The organism is Pseudomonas sp. MF4836, assembly GCF_002018875.1.
Classification (GTDB): Bacteria; Pseudomonadota; Gammaproteobacteria; order Pseudomonadales; family Pseudomonadaceae; genus Aquipseudomonas.
The window spans coordinates 13,288-29,834 of record NZ_MVOL01000013.1 but is presented as its reverse complement, the minus strand read 5'-3'; the positions used below and the strand labels follow the sequence as shown (position 1 = coordinate 29,834).

Here is a 16,547-nt window from a genome sequence, read left to right as displayed (position 1 = left end):
GCTCCTTTAGAGGTCCTATGCCCGAACGCCCGGTTCTAGATGCCACCACCGCCCGCTGGCTGCCTTGGGTGGTGGCCATCGCGTTTTTCATGCAGTCCCTCGACGGGACCATCCTCAATACCGCCCTGCCGGCCATGGCCCGGGACCTGGCGGAAAACCCGTTGCGCATGCAGGGCGTGGTCATTGCCTACATGCTCACGGTGGCGCTGCTGATTCCGGCTTCCGGCTGGATCGCCGACCGCTTCGGCACCAAGAAGATTTTCTTCGGCGCCATCCTGCTGTTCAGCATCGGCTCCCTGCTCTGCGCCATGTCCAACACCCTGAGCCAACTGATCGGCGCCCGGGTGATCCAGGGCCTGGGCGGCGCCCTGATGCTGCCGGTGGGCAGGCTGGTGGTGCTGCGCGCCTACCCGCGTTCGGAGCTGGTGCGGATCATGGGGTTTATCACCATCCCCGGCCTGCTCGGCCCGCTGATCGGCCCGACCATGGGCGGCTGGATGGTGCAGTACATGACGTGGCACTGGATCTTCCTGATCAACCTGCCGGTGGGTGCCATCGGCTGCTACGCGGTGTGGCGGTTTATCCCCGACCTGCGCGGCAGCGAACGCACGCGCTTCGACGGCCTGGGCTTCCTGCTGTTTGGCGCGGCGATGGTGCTGATCACCATTGCCATGGAAGGCCTGGGCGAACTGCACCTGCCGCACCTGCGGGTGATGCTGCTGCTGTTTGCCGGCCTGGCCTGCCTGGCCGCGTACTGGCTGCGCGCCGGGCATATCGATAACCCGCTGTTTGCGCCTTCGCTGTTCAAGGTGCGGACTTTTGCCGTGGGCATTCTCGGTAACCTGTTCGCGCGCCTGGGCAGCGGCGCCTTGCCGTTCCTGGTGCCGTTGCTGTTGCAGGTGGCCCTGGGTTACTCGCCGTCCCAGGCCGGGATGAGCATGTTGCCCCTGGCCGCCGCAGCCATGCTCGCCAAGTCCGTGGCCCGACCGTTGATCGAGCGCCTGGGCTACCGCGTGGTCCTCACCGGCAATACCCTGGCCCTGGGGCTGATGCTGGCAAGCATGGGCCTGGTCACCGAGCACACGCCTTATCCGCTGCTGCTGGGGATGCTGGCGGTGCTGGGGGCGATCAACTCGCTGCAATTCACCGCGATGAACACCGTGACCCTGATCGACCTCGACGACGCCTCGGCCAGCAGCGGCAACAGCCTGCTGTCGGTGGTCGCGCAGTTGTCCCTGAGCCTGGGCGTGGCCTGTGCCGGTGCCCTGCTCGGCGGCTTTACCGCCGAAGTCGGCAACGACGGGGTGGATACCGTGCTCGGCGCCTTCCAACTGACGTTCCTCACCGTGGGCATCATGGCAATGCTGGCCGCGGCCATCTTCCTGCAGCTATCGCCCAAGGACGGCAAGCGCAGCAAACCGGTGGAAGAACATATCGAGCATTGATCGGCAAATAGGCGACCCGCTGCACTCGACGCGATATGCCCGACGTACACCGGCGCCCATACCGGCCAGCGCAGCCTTCGACAGCGGCTACAGCCCGTAGCCGCTGCCGAGAGCGCGAGGCTGCGCTGGACCTCGCTGACAACGCGATACCTCCTGATGTACACCGGCACGCAGCCTGGCGACAGCGGCAACGTCAATGGCTGCTCGTCCAGAATTTGCAGGTTCGGCGGGCGAGGCTGCTACACTGCGCGACATTTTGTTTTGCAGGCCAGTCCCGTGACCACCATCGCCACCGCTTTTAATACTTTGCCGCTGTCCGCCGCCATGCTGGCTAACCTCGACTCCCTCGGTTATGCCCAGATGACGCCGATCCAGGCGCAAAGCTTGCCGGTGATCCTCAAGGGGATGGATCTGATCGCCCAGGCCAAGACCGGCAGCGGTAAAACCGCAGCCTTCGGTATCGGCCTGTTGAACCCGATCAACCCGCGTTACTTCGGTTGCCAGGCCCTGGTGCTGTGCCCGACCCGTGAACTGGCCGACCAGGTGGCCAAGGAGATCCGCCGCCTGGCCCGCTCCGAAGACAACATCAAGGTCCTGACCCTGTGCGGCGGCGTGTCCCTCGGCCCGCAGATTGCTTCCCTGGAGCACGGCGCGCACATCATCGTCGGCACCCCGGGTCGCATCTCCCAGCACTTGCGCAAGGGCTCGCTGAAACTCGACGGCCTCAACACCCTGATTCTCGACGAAGCCGACCGCATGCTGGACATGGGCTTCTACGACCCGATCGAAGAAATCATCGCCCACACCCCCGAGCGCCGGCAGACCCTGCTGTTCTCCGCCACCTACCCGGTGGGCATCAAGCAACTGGCCTCCAAGTTCATGCGCGACCCGCAGCAAGTGAAGGCCGAAGCCTTCCATGCCGACAGCCAGATCGAACAGCGCTTCTTCGAGATTTCCCCGGAAGAACGCATGGACGCTGTGGTCAAGGTGCTCAACCACTTCCGCCCGCAGTCCTGCGTGGCCTTCTGCTTCACCAAGCAGCAAGTACAGGAAACCGTCGACCACCTGACGTCCAAGGGCATGTCCGCCGTGGGCCTGCATGGCGACCTGGAACAGCGCGACCGTGACCAGGTACTGGCGATGTTCGCCAACCGCAGTACTTCGGTACTGGTGGCCACCGACGTCGCCGCGCGCGGCCTGGACATCGATGCCCTGGACATGGTGATCAACGTCGAACTGGCGCGGGATTCGGAAATCCATATCCACCGCGTCGGCCGTACCGGTCGGGCTGGCGAGAAAGGCATTGCCATCAGCCTGGTCGCACCGTCCGAGGCCCATCGCGCCCAGGCCATCGAACAGTTGCAGAAGTCCCCGTTGAACTGGGACCAGCTGGACAACCTGCCTTCCCAGGGCGGCGGTCCACTGCTGCCAGCCATGAGCACCCTGTGCATCGGCGCCGGGCGCAAGGACAAAGTGCGCCCGGGCGACATCCTCGGTGCCCTGACCGGCGATGCCGGGATCCCCGGTGCCCAGGTCGGCAAGATCGCGATCTTCGACTTCCAGGCGTATGTGGCGGTCGACCGCACCATCGCCAAACAGGCCCTGCAACGCCTGAACGACGGCAAGATCAAGGGCCGTTCGCTGCGGGTACGGATTCTCTGATCGCGGCCCTCCTGTATAGGGGGCCTCAAGGTGGGAGCTTGCTGTGGCGAGGGAGCTTGCTCCCGCTCGAGCGCGCAGCGCTCGCAAAACCCGCGGCCACAGTTTGACTGACCCGCCGCGCTGCCCAAGCAAGCTCCCGCGCCACACACACGCTGTACTGCTCGAACCCAGAATTTCAGAGGACACCGTTTTGCGCTCTACCGAAGTCGTGATCATTGGCGCTGGCGCCGCAGGCCTGATGTGCGCCCTGACCGCTGCCGGTCGTGGACGCCAGGTGATGTTGCTCGACCACGCCAACAAGGCGGGCAAGAAAATCCTGATGTCCGGCGGTGGCCGCTGCAATTTCACCAACATGTACACCGAACCGGGCAATTTTCTCTCGCAGAACGCGCACTTCTGCAAATCTGCCCTGGCCCGCTACACCCAGTGGGATTTCATCGCCATGGTGGCCAAGCACGGCGTGCCGTATCACGAGAAAAAACTCGGCCAGTTGTTCTGCGATAACAAGTCCAGCGACATCCTCGGCATGCTGCTCGACGAGTGCGACCAGGCCGGGGTCACGCTGCACCTGGACACCGCCATCGAGCAGATCGAAAAGCTCGAACACGGCTACCTGCTGCAAACCACCCTCGGCCCGTTGCAGTGCACGTCCCTGGTGATCGCCACCGGCGGCCTGTCGATCCCGACCCTGGGTGCCACCGGCTTTGGTTACCAGGTGGCCCGGCAGTTCGGCCACGAGCTGCTGCCGACCCGCGCCGGGCTGCTGCCGTTCACCATCACCGACCAGCTCAAGGAGCTGTGCGGCGAGCTGTCCGGGACCTCGGTGGATTGCCTGGTGAGCTGCAACGAACAAAGCTTTCGCGAGAACATCCTGTTCACCCACCGTGGTCTCAGCGGCCCGGCGATCCTGCAGATTTCGTCCTTCTGGGAACCGGGCGACACGGTGGAGATCAATCTGCTGCCGGACCACGATGCCCTCGACTGGCTGAATCAACAGCAGGCCGAACGCCCCAACAGCGAATTGAAAACCCTGCTCGGCGAAATCTTCACCAAGAAGATGGCCAACCTGCTGGCGGACAACTGGTTCGTCTCCAAACCGATGAAGCAATACACCCACGCCGAAATCGCCGAGATCGCCGAGAAACTGGCGAGCTGGAAACTGGTGCCGGCGGGCACCGAAGGCTACCGCACCGCCGAAGTGACCCTGGGCGGCGTCGACACCCGCGAAGTGTCGTCCAAGACCATGGAGTCGCTGAAAAGCCCGGGGCTGTACTTTATCGGCGAAGTACTGGACGTGACCGGCCACCTCGGCGGCTTCAATTTCCAGTGGGCCTGGGCTTCGGGTTACGCGGCCGCGCAGTACGTCTGAGGCGGCGACGCTTGCCTCGGGAGGTGTGAGCGGTACAAGGAAGGAACAGATTTTGCTCCAGGATGTGACGACGCCATTGCGCCGTCGTCAATACTGGCTCAATTTACCCAGATCGCCCCGGAAGGCCCTCCCCACTTCATGTCCTCGACCTCTTTTCGCCACTCCCTGCGCCGTCTTTGGGCACTGGATAAATTCAGCTACAGCGTGCGGGTGTTCATCGCCCTGACCGGCAGCATGGCGCTGTGCTGGTACCAGGACGAGATGGGCTTGCTGATCCCGCTGTTCCTGGGGATTATCGCCAGCGCCCTGGCCGAGACCGACGACAGCTGGCAGGGTCGCCTCAACGCCCTGGCCGTGACCCTGGTGTGCTTCAGTGTCGCGGCCTTCTCGGTCGAATTGCTGTTCCCCTACCCCTGGATATTCGTCATCGCCCTGGCGTTGGCCAGCTTCGGCCTGACCATGCTCGGTGCCCTCGGCGAACGTTACGGCGCGATTGCCTCGGCGACCCTGATTCTGTCGGTCTATACCATGATCGGCGTGGATCAGCGCGGCGGCGCGGTCACCGACTTCTGGCACGAACCGGTGCTGCTGGTGGCCGGCGCCGCCTGGTACGGCCTGCTCTCGGTGCTGTGGCAGGCGCTGTTCTCCAACCAGCCGGTGCAACAGAGCCTGGCCCGGCTGTTTCGCGAGCTGGGGTATTACCTGAAGCTCAAATCGTCTCTGTTCGAGCCGATCCGCCAGCTGGACGTCGAAGCCCGGCGCCTGGAACTGGCGCAACAGAACGGCAAGGTGGTGGCTGCACTCAACGCGGCCAAGGAAATAATCCTGCACCGAGTCGGCAATGGCCGGCCGGGGTCCAAGGTCAGTCGCTACCTGAAGCTGTACTTCCTGGCCCAGGACATCCACGAGCGGGCCAGCTCCTCGCACTACCCGTACAACGCCCTGGCCGATGCGTTCTTCCACAGCGACGTATTGTTCCGCTGCCAGCGCCTGCTGCGTCAGCAAGGCAAGGCCTGCCGGGCCCTGGCCGAGTCGATCCAGCTGCGCCAGCCGTTCGTCTACGACGCCAGCTTTGCCGAAGCCCTGAACGACCTGCACGCCTCCCTGGAGCATCTGCGGATCCAGAGCAACCCGGCCTGGCGCGGGTTGCTGCGCTCGCTGCGGGCGCTGGCGGCGAACCTCGGGACCCTGGACCGCTTGCTCAGCGATGCCAGCAACCCCGACGCCCTGGCCGACGCCACCGACAGCAGCCTGCTGGACCGTTCACCGCGCAACCTGAAGGATGTCTGGCTGCGCCTGCGCACTCAGCTGACGCCGACGTCGCTGCTGTTTCGCCATGCCCTGCGCCTGCCGCTGGCGCTGACCATCGGCTACGGCATGGTGCATTTGATTCACCCCTCCCAGGGCTACTGGATCATCCTCACCACGCTTTTCGTGTGCCAACCGAACTACGGCGCCACGCGACGCAAGCTCGGCCAGCGGATCATCGGCACCGCCATCGGCCTGACCGTGGCCTGGGCCCTGTTCGATCTGTTCCCGAGCCCGCTGGTGCAGTCGTTGTTCGCGATCGCAGCCGGCGTGGTGTTCTTTATCAACCGCACCACGCGCTACACCCTGGCGACGGCGGCCATCACCCTGATGGTGCTGTTCTGCTTCAACCAGGTCGGCGACGGTTATGGGCTGTTCCTGCCACGCCTGTTCGATACCCTGCTGGGCAGCCTGATCGCCGGCCTCGCGGTATTTCTATTCCTGCCCGACTGGCAGGGCCGACGCCTGAACAAAGTGCTGGCCAACACCCTGACCTGCAACAGCATCTACTTGCGCCAGATCATGCAGCAGTACGCCGCCGGCAAAAGCGACGACCTGGCCTACCGCCTGGCCCGACGCAACGCCCACAACGCCGATGCGGCGCTGTCCACTACCCTGGCCAATATGCTGATGGAGCCCGGGCACTTCCGTAAGGAAGCGGACGTGGGCTTCCGCTTCCTGGTGCTGTCCCACACCTTGCTCAGCTACCTCTCGGGCCTCGGTGCCCACCGCGAGACCCAGCTGCCGGCCGAAGTCCGGGAACACCTGATCGAAGGCGCCGGGGTCAGCCTGGCAGCCAGCATCGACGAAATCGCCCAGGGCCTGGCCAGCAAAACCCCGATCGCCATCCAGAGCGATGCCGAAGAAGCCCTGGCCAATGAGCTGGAACAGATGCCGGATGAAATCGACGAAGGCCAGCGCCTGGTGCAAAGCCAACTGGCGCTCATATGCCGGCAGCTGGGGCCCCTGCGAACCCTGGCAGTCCACCTCATAAGAGCAGAGTGACGCAGCGGCAAGCTGCGAGCTGCAAGTGGTCCGCGGACTGCTTCCCGCTTGCCGCTGTCCCTCTCCTACATACCGTGTTCGCGCAAGAGCCGGTCATAACTGCCATCGGCTTTCATCTTGGCGATTTCGCGGTCGAAGCCGGCGACGATCTTGGCGTGGTCCGGGTTTTTCAGGCTGACCAGGATATGCAGGCTGTTTTCGCTCAGGGGCTTGGGCACGAACTCCACGGCATTGCGCACTCGGGGTGATTCCCGGGCCAGGTAATAGCGGGCGACGTACTCGTCTTCCAGGGTCAGTTGAACCCGGTCGGCCGCCAGCATGCGCACCGCCATGGCGAAGTTGTGCACCGGGACTTTCTGCAACAGCGGGTCGTTGTCGAATTCGGGGGCGTAGGCATAACCGCGAACCACGGCAATCGGGTATTCGTGCAACTGCTTGAGGTCCTGATATTCCAGCGGAGCGTCCTTGCGCTTGATAAAGCGCACCCGGTTCAGCAGGTACTCGGCGGAAAACTGCCCCAACTGGGTTCGCGCATCGTTGTACCAGGCATTGACCAGCACGTCGTAGCGGCCCTCGCCCACCCCCATCAGCGCCCGGGCCCAGGGCACCTGTTCGAACTCGCTGGGGTACCCGGCACGGGCCAGGGCGGTGCTGACGATATCCGTGGCCAGCCCGCCATTGACCAGCGTGGCATCGGTAAACGGCGGCCAGACGTCGGCCACCAGGCGCAATTTTTCCGCGGACGCGCTCTGGCCCAGCAACAGCAATCCAATCAAAGCAAACGCTCGATGCAATCGCGGCATGCTCAAAGATCCTTAGCGGGCGCGGAGCCCTGCGTGATTTCGGCGGAACCCGAGGTCCTGCTGGCCACTGCGTGACCACAACCCGGACCTAACATTAGCTCATGGGAGCCAGTGCAAAGCGCTCGATTGCAGATTACACAAAGAAGACAGACCCCATCCAAGACAATGATGGCATTTTGATCCACCTCACATAAATCCTCGCCCCCACCGCCCCGCGCAAGACATCCTGGAGAGGGACGCTTAGTATCGCTGCACAGTTTTTGACAGGACGTGAACATGACAATCGATTGGGTCTGCAAACACCACACTGACCTGGGCAAGGAACAGTTGTACGCCATTCTGCAGCTGCGCACCGAGGTGTTCGTGGTCGAGCAGAAATGCGCCTATCAGGAAGTCGATGGCCAGGACCTGGACGGCGACACCTGCCACCTGATGGCCTGGCACAACGACCGCCTGGTGGCCTACCTGCGCCTGCTCGACCCGACGTCCCAGGGCGGCGATGTGGTGATCGGCCGCGTGGTCATCGCGCCCGAGGCACGCAGCCAGGGCCTGGGCCACACGCTGATGGAGCACGCCCTGGTGCAGGCCGAGAAGTACTGGCCCGACACGCCGATCTACCTCTCGGCCCAGGCACATTTGCAGGGCTACTACGGCCGCTACGGCTTCAGCGTGGCGGGCGAGGAGTACGTCGAGGACGGCATCCCCCACATCGGCATGCGCAAGGCTTGAGCCGACGCGGCTTCGGCGGTGTTCAGGGGTAGCCCAGCACCGCCTTGATCTGCGGCAGGTGGCTGGCGATCCAGCCCTTGTCGATCGCGCCCCAGTCCTGGACCTGGTAGCGCCCGGCGTGGTTGCGCGCGCCATCCTGCTGCTCGAACTCGCAGACGATGTCCAGGTCCGCCAGGGCGGCGATGGTGTCCTGGGCGGTGCGCCGGGGCATGCCCGTGGCCTCGGTCAGCGCCGGTACACTGCTGGCCAGCCCGCTGTCGATCAGGTACGCCACGTACAAGCGCCGGTAAAAGCTGCTTTTGGTCTTGCTCACATCCATCGCCTACTCCTTGTTGCTTGGGTTATCCCACCACGTCCGCCTTGCCCTGCAGATCACGCCAGGTGAGGTAGACCCGCAGGTCGAATTCCAGCTGGTGATAGCCCGGCAGCATGTGCTCGCAGAGCTTGTAGAACGCTTTGTTATGGTCCGATTCCTTGAAGTGCGCCAGTTCGTGCACCACGATCATGCGCAGAAACTCCGGGGCGGCCTCCTTGAACAGCGAAGCGATGCGGATTTCCTTCTTGGCCTTGAGCTTGCCGCCCTGTACCCGGGAGATCGCCGTGTGCAGGCCCAGGGCGCGGTGGGTCAGGTCCAGGCGATTATCGAACAGCACCTTGTCCACGGCCGGCGCGTTGCGCAGGTATTCCTGCTTGAGTTCCAGCACATAGCCGTACAGCGCCTTGTCGCTCTGCACCCCATGCTTTTGCGGATAACGCTGGCTCAGGTAGTCGCCCAAGCGCCCCTGGGCGATCAATTGGCGGATTTGTTCTTGAAGAGCGGCCGGGTAGGCCTGGAGGTATTTCAAGGCGGTCATGGGGCGGCAACAGAGTCACGAAAGGTCGCCAGTGTAGCGAATTCAGCCCGGTAACGCGCTCCAGTCGAAGGGCTGGGCAAAGCGCCGGGCGTCACTGGCCATCAGCGGCCGCGCCACCAGGAAGCCCTGCACGTACTGGCAGCCATTGGCTTGCAGCCATTGATATTGCTCGAGGGTTTCCACGCCCTCGGCAATCACCAGCAGCCCGAATTGCTTGCACAAATCGATGGTGCTGCGGGCTATCGCCGCGTCGCGCGGCGAATCCGGCAAGCGCGCGATCAGGTGCCGGTCGAGCTTGAGGGTATCGAGCTCCAGGTCGCGCAGATGGGCCAGGGAACAGACGCCCGAGCCAAAGTCATCCAGCGCCACCCGCACCCCAAGGTGACGCAGCAGGCGCAACTGTTTGCGCGTCTCGTCAGGGTTTTGGAGCAGGGCCTCCTCGGTGACTTCGACCTCCAGCTGCCGGGGCTGCAGGCCGTGACGCTCAAGGACCCGGCGCAATTCGGTGACCAGATTGGGCAAGCCGAACTGCGTGTTGCTCAAGCTGATGGCCAGCACCATGTCCTCGCTGAACAGGCCCTGCCAGCGCCGGCGCTGAGCGGCGCCGCGGTGGTAGATCCAGCTGCCCAGGCGGCTGATCAGCCGCGCCTCTTCCAGCAACGGCAGAAACAGCCCCGGCGGGACGTCGCCGACACTCGGGTGCTGCCAGCGCAACAACGCCTCGAAGCCACGCAGGCGGCCATCGGCAATCGCCACCTGGGGTTGATACACCAGGTTGAATTCCTTGTGCTTGATGGCGTTGCGCACGCTGTCCTCAAGCATCAGCCGCGAGCGCGCCCGGCCGTTCATTTCATGATCGTAGTAGCGATACTGCTGGCGTCCGGCGCGCTTGGCCTCGTACATGGCGATGTCGGAGGCACGCAGCAGGCCATCGAGATCGGCACCGCAATCGGGGTACGTGGCAATGCCGATGCTGACGCCGAGGACGATATCCAGGCCATCGATCTGCTGACAGATCGACACCCGCTCGATGAGTTTTTCCGCGATCTTTGCTGCCTGCTCTGGCTGCTCCAGGTCCAGCAACGCGGTGAATTCATCCCCCCCCATGCGCGCCAGGATATCGAACGAGCGCAAGCAGGCTCGCAACTGCTCCGAGACCCAGCGCAGGACCCGGTCACCGGCATCGTGCCCCAGGGAATCGTTGACTCGCTTGAAGCCGTCCAGGTCCAGGTACAGCAGCACCAGGGACTTTTCCGGGCGCTCCTGGCGCAGCAGCAGGTTCTCCACCGTCTGGTAAAACCCCCGGCGGTTGAGCAGGCCGGTCAAGGGATCGGTCACGGCCTGGTATTCCAGTTGCTGGTGCAGATGGCGCACCTCGGACATGTCCAGCACCGTAACCACCATGGCCTTCTGCTCAGTGGACAGCGGCGCGCAGGACAGGGCCACCGAGACCTGCTGCCCCGTGCGGGTACAGAGCGTGGCGTCATGCAGGCGATAGGTTTCGCCCCGGGCATAGCTGGCGTAGAACTCGGAGTCGCGCCAGACCGGCATCTGCGGCTTTTGCACAAAACTGAGCAGCGCATTGCCTTCCAGGCTGTTGTCCTGGAACTCGAGCAAACGCGAAATCGCCGGGTTGGCAAACTCGATAAGCCCGCCCTCGCCCACCACCAGGATGCCTTCGGCGGCATTGGCCAACACCGAGGCGTTGAACGCCCGGGCGGCTTCCAGCTCGTGGCTCAGGCGCTGCAAGGCACGGCGATTGCGCTGCTGTTCCAGCAGGGTCTGCACCTTGGGCTTGAGGATTTGCGGATCGAAAGGCTTGAACAGGTAATCCACGGCGCCGCTGGCGTAGCCCTTGATCACCGCGTCCTGGGATTGTTCGTTGGCGGTCAGGAAGATGATCGGGGTCAGACGTGTCCGCTGGCTGCCACGCATCAGTCGCGCAACTTCGAAGCCGTCCATCCCGGGCATCTGCACATCCAGCAGCACCAGGTCGACTTCGTGTTCAAGCAGCAGGTTGAGGGCCTCGATACCGGATGCGGCCGTCATGACCTGCCAGTCCTGGCGCTGCAGCAGCGCCCGCATGCTGATCAGATTCTCGGGGTAGTCATCAACGATCAAAAGGACTGAGCTGCCGTCACCTGGCTTGGGTTGCGCGCATTCCATGCTGCTTCTCTTGTGTGCGTAAGGCCGGAAACCGAAGAAAACCGGACAAAAACTGAGTCTTCACTCTAGACCCGGATCCGGCAAAGCAGAAGCTGTCAAAAGGACATCACCGTGCCAAAGCAGCGGGCACCCGACTAACGGTCACCCGCGAAAGCCCCGTATCAAGGGAAAAAACGCCGCAGGACAAAGGCTTGACGTCAAGCATCCGCCAGACGGGCGTTAACCGCGATGCCTTCTACGCTATAAAGACCACCCCTGAAAAACCGCAGGCTAAAGCCTTGCGTGCCTGCCCCTGCCTCAACCGTGGAAACCCCCGACCATGATCGACCTGGCAACCTGGAACCTCAGCGTTCCCGTCGGCAACCCGCCGGCCACCATCGACACACCACGACTGGTGAGTGGTTTCAAGGATCAGTACTTCCACTCCAACACCGGCACCCTGTTCTTCTGGTCCCCCGTGACCGGCTCCAAGACCGAAAACGCCATCTACCCGCGCACCGAACTGCGCGAGACCTACTCCAACGGCACCCTGCGCAACTGGACCTACCCCGACGCCGACAACCTGTTGTACGCGACCCTGGCGGTGAACCAGGTGCCTTCCTCGGGCAAGATCGTCATCGGCCAGATCCACGCCTACAACAGCACCAAGCCGCTGGTGAAGGTCGAGTACCAGTACAAGACCAGCAAGCTGAGCGGCAATATCGTGGCCAAGGTGCGCATGCGTCCGGACGACAAGGAAGGCCGGGTCATCACCATCGCCGAGAACGTCAAGCTGGACCGCGAGTTCTCCTACCTGATCCACCTCAGTCGCAGCGGCACGCTGAGCATCAGCGCCGCCGGCTACCAGTGGGACAACAAGATCAGCGCCACCTGGCGCGACAAGCCGCTGTACTTCAAGGCCGGGGTCTATGTGCAGGACAACACCGGCTACACCAGCGAAGGCGGCAAGGTGACCTTCTACAAGCTGGACATCGACCACAACAAAGGCTGAAACCGACCCACAAAAAAGCCCGCATCGCTGCGGGCTTTTTCGGTACAACGCCGGGGCTTAGTTGACCTTGGCGTTCAGCTCACCCTTGAGGTAACGCTGGAACATGGCTTCCAGGGAAACCGGCTTGATCTTCGAAGCATTGCCGGCGGTGCCGAAGGCTTCGTAACGGGCGATGCACACGTCGCGCATGGCGGTCACGGTAGCGCCGAAGAATTTGCGCGGGTCGAACTCGCTCGGGTTGGTGGCCATCAGGCGACGCATCGCACCGGTGGACGCCAGGCGCAGGTCGGTGTCGATGTTGACCTTGCGCACGCCGTGCTTGATGCCTTCAACGATTTCTTCAACCGGCACGCCGTAGGTTTCTTTGATGTCGCCGCCGTACTGGTTGATGATTGCCAGCCACTCTTGCGGTACCGAAGACGAACCGTGCATCACCAGGTGAGTGTTGGGAATGCGCTTGTGGATCTCTTTGATGCGGTCGATGGCCAGCACGTCGCCGGTAGGCGGCTTGGTGAACTTGTAGGCGCCGTGGCTGGTGCCGATAGCGATGGCCAGGGCATCGACCTGGGTGCGCTTGACAAAGTCGGCGGCTTCTTCCGGGTCGGTCAGCATCTGGCTGTGATCCAGCACGCCTTCAGCGCCGATACCGTCTTCTTCACCGGCCATGCCGGTTTCCAGGGAACCCAGGCAGCCCAGCTCGCCTTCTACCGACACGCCGCAGGCGTGAGCCATGGCCACGGTTTGCTGGGTCACGCGCACGTTGTAGTCGTAGTCGGTCGGGGTCTTGCCGTCTTCGCCCAGGGAGCCGTCCATCATGACCGAGCTGAAGCCCAGCTGGATGGAGCGCTGGCAGACGTCAGGGCTGGTGCCGTGGTCCTGGTGCATGCACACCGGGATGTGCGGGAATTCTTCGATCGCGGCGAGGATCAGGTGGCGCAGGAAAGGCGCACCGGCGTATTTGCGGGCACCGGCCGAAGCCTGGACGATCACCGGGGAGTCAGTCTTGTCAGCGGCTTCCATGATGGCGCGCATCTGCTCAAGGTTGTTGACGTTGAAAGCTGGAACGCCGTAGCCGAATTCGGCTGCGTGGTCCAGCATCTGGCGCATGCTGATGAGTGCCATTGTGTGTGTCTCTCCCGATCGAGGGTCGTTAATCGTGCAAGCCTGCCGTAGCGGCGGCTGCTATTCAAGTTATTGCAGATCGGGGGTCAGCCCGCCCTGCCTGATTCAAGTAAAACGCTGTTTCGTGTCCTGCCAACCCCTGTAGCGAGCGAGCCTGTCGGCTCGGCCGTCGCCACCGGGGCCGGTTTTATTGAGCCTTGCAGCCGCGGCCGATCAGATCGTTAGTGGCGACCCAGTAAACCAGGCCTTCCTCACCTTTTTCGTGAAACGCCAGCATCTCATTGCTGTACAGCGCGCCCGAGGCGCCCGGCTCCAGCTTCAGGCGGTAGACCTGATCGGCCCCGCCCAGGCGCACATCGACTTCCTTGCGGCTGCTGTCGGTGTAGCGCCAGACCACGTGTGCCTGGCTGTCGCAGACCCAGGTGGTCCAGGTGTCGGCGGGTGGCGACTTGAACAGATCCAGGTTGGCGCAACCTGCCAGCAATGCCAGCGCCGCCACGGCGATAAAGCCTTTCATCGGTGTTCCTCGGCAGGCGGCAGCAGGCCGCCGGCACAGCGCGTAATCAATGAGACCCGTCAAGGACAACCATGTTCCTTGGTCCGGGACGGGGTTTCGTATTTGTCCAGGCCATCAGGGCCCAGACGCTTGTTAATCACCGGCGCCGTCTCGGCCTGCCAATCGGCCTGGTAGCAGCCGTTGTCCGGCGCCCCTGGCTCGACCGCAGGTTTGGCCTCGGGGGTGCTGGAACACCCCACCAGCAACCCGACGCCGATCAACAGCATTAACGTCTTGACCATGTGAACACTCCTTTGCCTGGCCAATGGGGCTTCAGCCCTTGGCCCGTGCTTCCAGGACTTCCACGGCTGGCAGCACCTTGCCTTCGACGAACTCGAGGAACGCGCCGCCGCCGGTAGAAATGTAGGAGATTTGCTCGGCCACACCATATTTATCGATGGCCGCCAGGGTGTCGCCACCACCGGCAATGGAGAATGCCGAGCTGTCGGCGATGGCCTGGGCCAGCACCTTGGTGCCGTTACCGAACTGGTCGAACTCGAACACGCCGACCGGACCGTTCCAGAGGATGGTCTTGGACGACTTCAGCAGCTCGGCGAAATGCGCGGCGGTTTGCGGGCCAATGTCGAGGATCATGTCGTCGGCCGCCACATCGGCGATCAGCTTGACCGTGGCTTCGGCGCTTTCGGCAAATTCCTTGGCCACCACCACGTCGACCGGCAGCGGGACGCTGACCTTGGCCGCGATGTCACGGGCGGTGTCCAACAGGTCCGGCTCGTACAGCGACTTGCCGACCGGGTGACCGGCAGCCGCGAGGAAGGTGTTGGCAATACCGCCGCCGACGATCAGTTGATTGCAGATCTGGCTCAGGCTGTTGAGCACGTCAAGCTTGGTCGACACCTTGGAACCGGCAACGATGGCCGCCATCGGTTGTGCCGGGGCGCCCAGGGCCTTGCCCAGTGCATCCAGCTCAGCGGCCAGCAACGGACCGGCCGCAGCGACCTTGGCGAACTTGGCCACGCCATGGGTCGAGCCCTCGGCACGGTGGGCGGTGCCGAAAGCGTCCATCACGAACACGTCGCACAGCGCAGCGTATTGCTGGGCCAGTTCGTCGGCGTTCTTTTTCTCGCCCTTGTTGAAGCGCACGTTTTCGAACAACACGATGTCACCGGCCTTGACCTCGACACCGTTCAGGTAATCGGCCACCAGCGGCACCTCACGGCCCAAGGCCTTGCTCAGGTAGTCGGCGACGGGCTTGAGGCTGTTCTCGGCCGAGAACTCGCCTTCGGTCGGACGGCCCAGGTGCGAGCAGACCATCACTGCCGCGCCTTTTTCCAGGGCCAGCTTGATGGTCGGCAGCGAGGCCAGGATTCGCGCATCGCTGGTGACAACACCGTCCTTGACTGGGACGTTGAGGTCTTCACGGATCAGTACGCGCTTACCTTGCAGATCGAGGTCGGTCATCTTCAACACGGTCATGGGTCGCAATTCCTGGGTTACTGCTGTTGAGAAGCAGGGAGTAGAGGGGCAGAAAGTGGAGCAGCTGTTTGCAGATAATGTCCTGCAACGTCCAGCATTCGGTTGGCAAACCCCCATTCGTTGTCGAACCAGGCCAGGATGTTCACCAGCCGGGGGCCGGAAACACGGGTCTGACTGGCGTCGACGATCGCCGAATGCGGGTCGTGGTTGAAATCACAGCTGGCGTGCGGCAGCTCGGTGTAGGCCAGCAAACCCTTGAGCGGGCCGCTGGTGGCGGCCTCGCGCAGGATCCGGTTGACCTCGCCGGCATCGGTATCACTCACGGTTTGCAGGGTGATATCGAGGCACGACACGTTCACCGTCGGCACGCGCACTGCTTTGGCCTGAATTCGCCCGGCAAGTTCCGGCAGCAGCCGTTCGATGCCTCGGGCCAGACCGGTGGACACCGGGATCACCGACTGGAACGCCGAACGGGTACGGCGCAGGTCTTCGTGGTGATAGGCGTCGATCACCGGCTGATCGTTCATCGCCGAGTGAATGGTGGTGATCGATACGTACTCCAGGCCGATCGCCTGATCCAGCAGGCGCAACAGCGGAACGCCGCAGTTGGTGGTGCAGGAGGCGTTGGATACCAGCAGCTCGCGGCCGGTCAGGCAATCCTGGTTGACGCCGTAGACGATGGTGGCGTCGACATCCGACTCACTGGCCATCGGCTGGGAAAACAGCACCCGCGGCGCACCGGCATCGAGGAAGCGCTGGCCATCGGCCCGGGTGTGGTAAGCGCCGGAGCACTCCAGCACCAGATCGACGCCCAGGGACGCCCAATCGATGCCTTCGGGGGTAGCACTGCGCAAGACCTTCACGCAGTTGCCATTAATATGCAGACAATCGCCATCGATCCTCACCTCGCCGGGGAACCGGCCATGGGTGGAGTCGAAGCGTGTCAGGTATTCGATGCTGGCCATGTCGGCCAGGTCGTTGATTGCAACAATTTCGAACCCGGCCGCGGCCCCTCGCTCGAACAGAGCACGCAAGACGCAACGACCAATCCGGCCGTAGCCGTTGAGTGCAACTTTGTAGGGACGCGGTTGAGGCATGGG

Annotated in this window: 15 protein-coding genes; 6 read left to right on the top strand and 9 right to left on the bottom strand. The window is 63.3% G+C overall.

The window, feature by feature from the left end; genetic code table 11:
* Positions 1 to 17 precede the first annotated feature (17 nt).
* The 4 genes from mdtD to yccS all read left to right on the top strand — a co-directional run bounded on the left by mdtD (position 18) and on the right by yccS (position 6,789).
* Positions 18 to 1,445: a multidrug transporter subunit MdtD gene (gene mdtD / locus MF4836_RS26270; protein WP_078472764.1), complete on the top strand. Its 1,428-nt coding sequence runs from the start codon at positions 18 to 20 to the stop codon at positions 1,443 to 1,445.
* A 324-nt stretch (positions 1,446 to 1,769) separates the two neighbouring features.
* On the top strand, positions 1,770 to 3,107 hold the full coding sequence (gene dbpA, locus MF4836_RS26265; RefSeq protein ID WP_238596211.1) for an ATP-dependent RNA helicase DbpA: 1,338 nt from the start codon (positions 1,770 to 1,772) through the stop codon (positions 3,105 to 3,107).
* Between the two features lie 190 nt (positions 3,108 to 3,297).
* Positions 3,298 to 4,476, top strand: a complete 1,179-nt coding sequence (locus MF4836_RS26260; RefSeq protein ID WP_078472762.1) for an NAD(P)/FAD-dependent oxidoreductase — start codon at positions 3,298 to 3,300, stop codon at positions 4,474 to 4,476.
* A gap of 138 nt (positions 4,477 to 4,614) precedes the next feature.
* Positions 4,615 to 6,789, top strand: a complete 2,175-nt coding sequence (gene yccS / locus MF4836_RS26255) for a YccS family putative transporter (RefSeq protein ID WP_078472761.1) — start codon at positions 4,615 to 4,617, stop codon at positions 6,787 to 6,789.
* Between the two features lie 65 nt (positions 6,790 to 6,854).
* Here the strand turns inward: yccS and MF4836_RS26250 are convergent, their stop codons facing one another.
* Positions 6,855 to 7,592 (bottom strand): substrate-binding periplasmic protein, encoded by a 738-nt coding sequence (locus MF4836_RS26250; RefSeq protein WP_078472760.1) that lies wholly within the window; start codon positions 7,590 to 7,592, stop codon positions 6,855 to 6,857.
* A gap of 276 nt (positions 7,593 to 7,868) precedes the next feature.
* Between MF4836_RS26250 and MF4836_RS26245 the strand changes: the two genes are divergently transcribed.
* Positions 7,869 to 8,321, top strand: a complete 453-nt coding sequence (locus tag MF4836_RS26245; protein ID WP_078472759.1) for a GNAT family N-acetyltransferase — start codon at positions 7,869 to 7,871, stop codon at positions 8,319 to 8,321.
* Positions 8,322 to 8,343: 22 nt separating this feature from the next.
* On the opposite strand, the gene MF4836_RS26240 is transcribed toward MF4836_RS26245, so the two are convergent.
* The 3 genes from MF4836_RS26240 to MF4836_RS26230 are packed head-to-tail and all read right to left on the bottom strand — an operon-like array spanning position 8,344 to position 11,341.
* Complete coding sequence (locus tag MF4836_RS26240) at positions 8,344 to 8,640, bottom strand: winged helix-turn-helix domain-containing protein (protein WP_020295336.1); 297 nt, start codon at positions 8,638 to 8,640, stop codon at positions 8,344 to 8,346.
* 22 nt (positions 8,641 to 8,662) lie between these two features.
* On the bottom strand, positions 8,663 to 9,175 hold the full coding sequence (locus MF4836_RS26235; RefSeq protein ID WP_020295335.1) for a M48 metallopeptidase family protein: 513 nt from the start codon (positions 9,173 to 9,175) through the stop codon (positions 8,663 to 8,665).
* 42 nt (positions 9,176 to 9,217) lie between these two features.
* On the bottom strand, positions 9,218 to 11,341 hold the full coding sequence (locus tag MF4836_RS26230) for a putative bifunctional diguanylate cyclase/phosphodiesterase (protein ID WP_078472758.1): 2,124 nt from the start codon (positions 11,339 to 11,341) through the stop codon (positions 9,218 to 9,220).
* A 319-nt stretch (positions 11,342 to 11,660) separates the two neighbouring features.
* On the opposite strand from MF4836_RS26230, the gene MF4836_RS26225 reads away from it, so the two are divergent.
* Positions 11,661 to 12,332, top strand: a complete 672-nt coding sequence (locus MF4836_RS26225; protein ID WP_020295333.1) for a polysaccharide lyase family 7 protein — start codon at positions 11,661 to 11,663, stop codon at positions 12,330 to 12,332.
* Positions 12,333 to 12,389: 57 nt separating this feature from the next.
* Here the strand turns inward: MF4836_RS26225 and fba are convergent, their stop codons facing one another.
* From fba to epd, 5 genes are all read right to left on the bottom strand, one after another.
* Entirely contained in the window at positions 12,390 to 13,454 is a 1,065-nt protein-coding gene (fba, locus tag MF4836_RS26220) for a class II fructose-bisphosphate aldolase (protein WP_020295332.1), read from the bottom strand.
* 187 nt (positions 13,455 to 13,641) lie between these two features.
* On the bottom strand, positions 13,642 to 13,971 hold the full coding sequence (locus MF4836_RS26215) for an MliC family protein (RefSeq protein WP_078472757.1): 330 nt from the start codon (positions 13,969 to 13,971) through the stop codon (positions 13,642 to 13,644).
* 59 nt (positions 13,972 to 14,030) lie between these two features.
* Positions 14,031 to 14,252: a hypothetical protein gene (locus MF4836_RS26210; protein WP_078472756.1), complete on the bottom strand. Its 222-nt coding sequence runs from the start codon at positions 14,250 to 14,252 to the stop codon at positions 14,031 to 14,033.
* A gap of 31 nt (positions 14,253 to 14,283) precedes the next feature.
* Positions 14,284 to 15,447, bottom strand: coding sequence for a phosphoglycerate kinase (locus MF4836_RS26205; RefSeq protein WP_078472755.1), 1,164 nt, complete (start codon positions 15,445 to 15,447; stop codon positions 14,284 to 14,286).
* 17 nt (positions 15,448 to 15,464) lie between these two features.
* The gene (gene epd, locus MF4836_RS26200) at positions 15,465 to 16,544 is read right to left on the bottom strand and encodes an erythrose-4-phosphate dehydrogenase (RefSeq protein WP_078472754.1); all 1,080 of its coding nucleotides are present in this window, start codon (positions 16,542 to 16,544) and stop codon (positions 15,465 to 15,467) included.
* Between the last annotated feature and the right edge of the window lie 3 nt (positions 16,545 to 16,547).

Coding starts and splice junctions, on each gene's coding strand:
- mdtD (WP_078472764.1), top strand. CDS start 18: ATGCCCGAACGCCCGGTTCTAGATGCCACCACCGCCCGCTGGCTGCCT.
- dbpA (WP_238596211.1), top strand. CDS start 1,770: ATGCTGGCTAACCTCGACTCCCTCGGTTATGCCCAGATGACGCCGATC.
- yccS (WP_078472761.1), top strand. CDS start 4,615: ATGTCCTCGACCTCTTTTCGCCACTCCCTGCGCCGTCTTTGGGCACTG.
- MF4836_RS26250 (WP_078472760.1), bottom strand. CDS start 7,592: ATGCCGCGATTGCATCGAGCGTTTGCTTTGATTGGATTGCTGTTGCTG.
- MF4836_RS26245 (WP_078472759.1), top strand. CDS start 7,869: ATGACAATCGATTGGGTCTGCAAACACCACACTGACCTGGGCAAGGAA.
- MF4836_RS26240 (WP_020295336.1), bottom strand. CDS start 8,640: ATGGATGTGAGCAAGACCAAAAGCAGCTTTTACCGGCGCTTGTACGTG.
- MF4836_RS26235 (WP_020295335.1), bottom strand. CDS start 9,175: ATGACCGCCTTGAAATACCTCCAGGCCTACCCGGCCGCTCTTCAAGAA.
- MF4836_RS26230 (WP_078472758.1), bottom strand. CDS start 11,341: ATGGAATGCGCGCAACCCAAGCCAGGTGACGGCAGCTCAGTCCTTTTG.
- MF4836_RS26225 (WP_020295333.1), top strand. CDS start 11,661: ATGATCGACCTGGCAACCTGGAACCTCAGCGTTCCCGTCGGCAACCCG.
- fba (WP_020295332.1), bottom strand. CDS start 13,454: ATGGCACTCATCAGCATGCGCCAGATGCTGGACCACGCAGCCGAATTC.
- MF4836_RS26215 (WP_078472757.1), bottom strand. CDS start 13,971: ATGAAAGGCTTTATCGCCGTGGCGGCGCTGGCATTGCTGGCAGGTTGC.
- MF4836_RS26210 (WP_078472756.1), bottom strand. CDS start 14,252: ATGGTCAAGACGTTAATGCTGTTGATCGGCGTCGGGTTGCTGGTGGGG.
- MF4836_RS26205 (WP_078472755.1), bottom strand. CDS start 15,447: ATGACCGTGTTGAAGATGACCGACCTCGATCTGCAAGGTAAGCGCGTA.
- epd (WP_078472754.1), bottom strand. CDS start 16,544: ATGCCTCAACCGCGTCCCTACAAAGTTGCACTCAACGGCTACGGCCGG.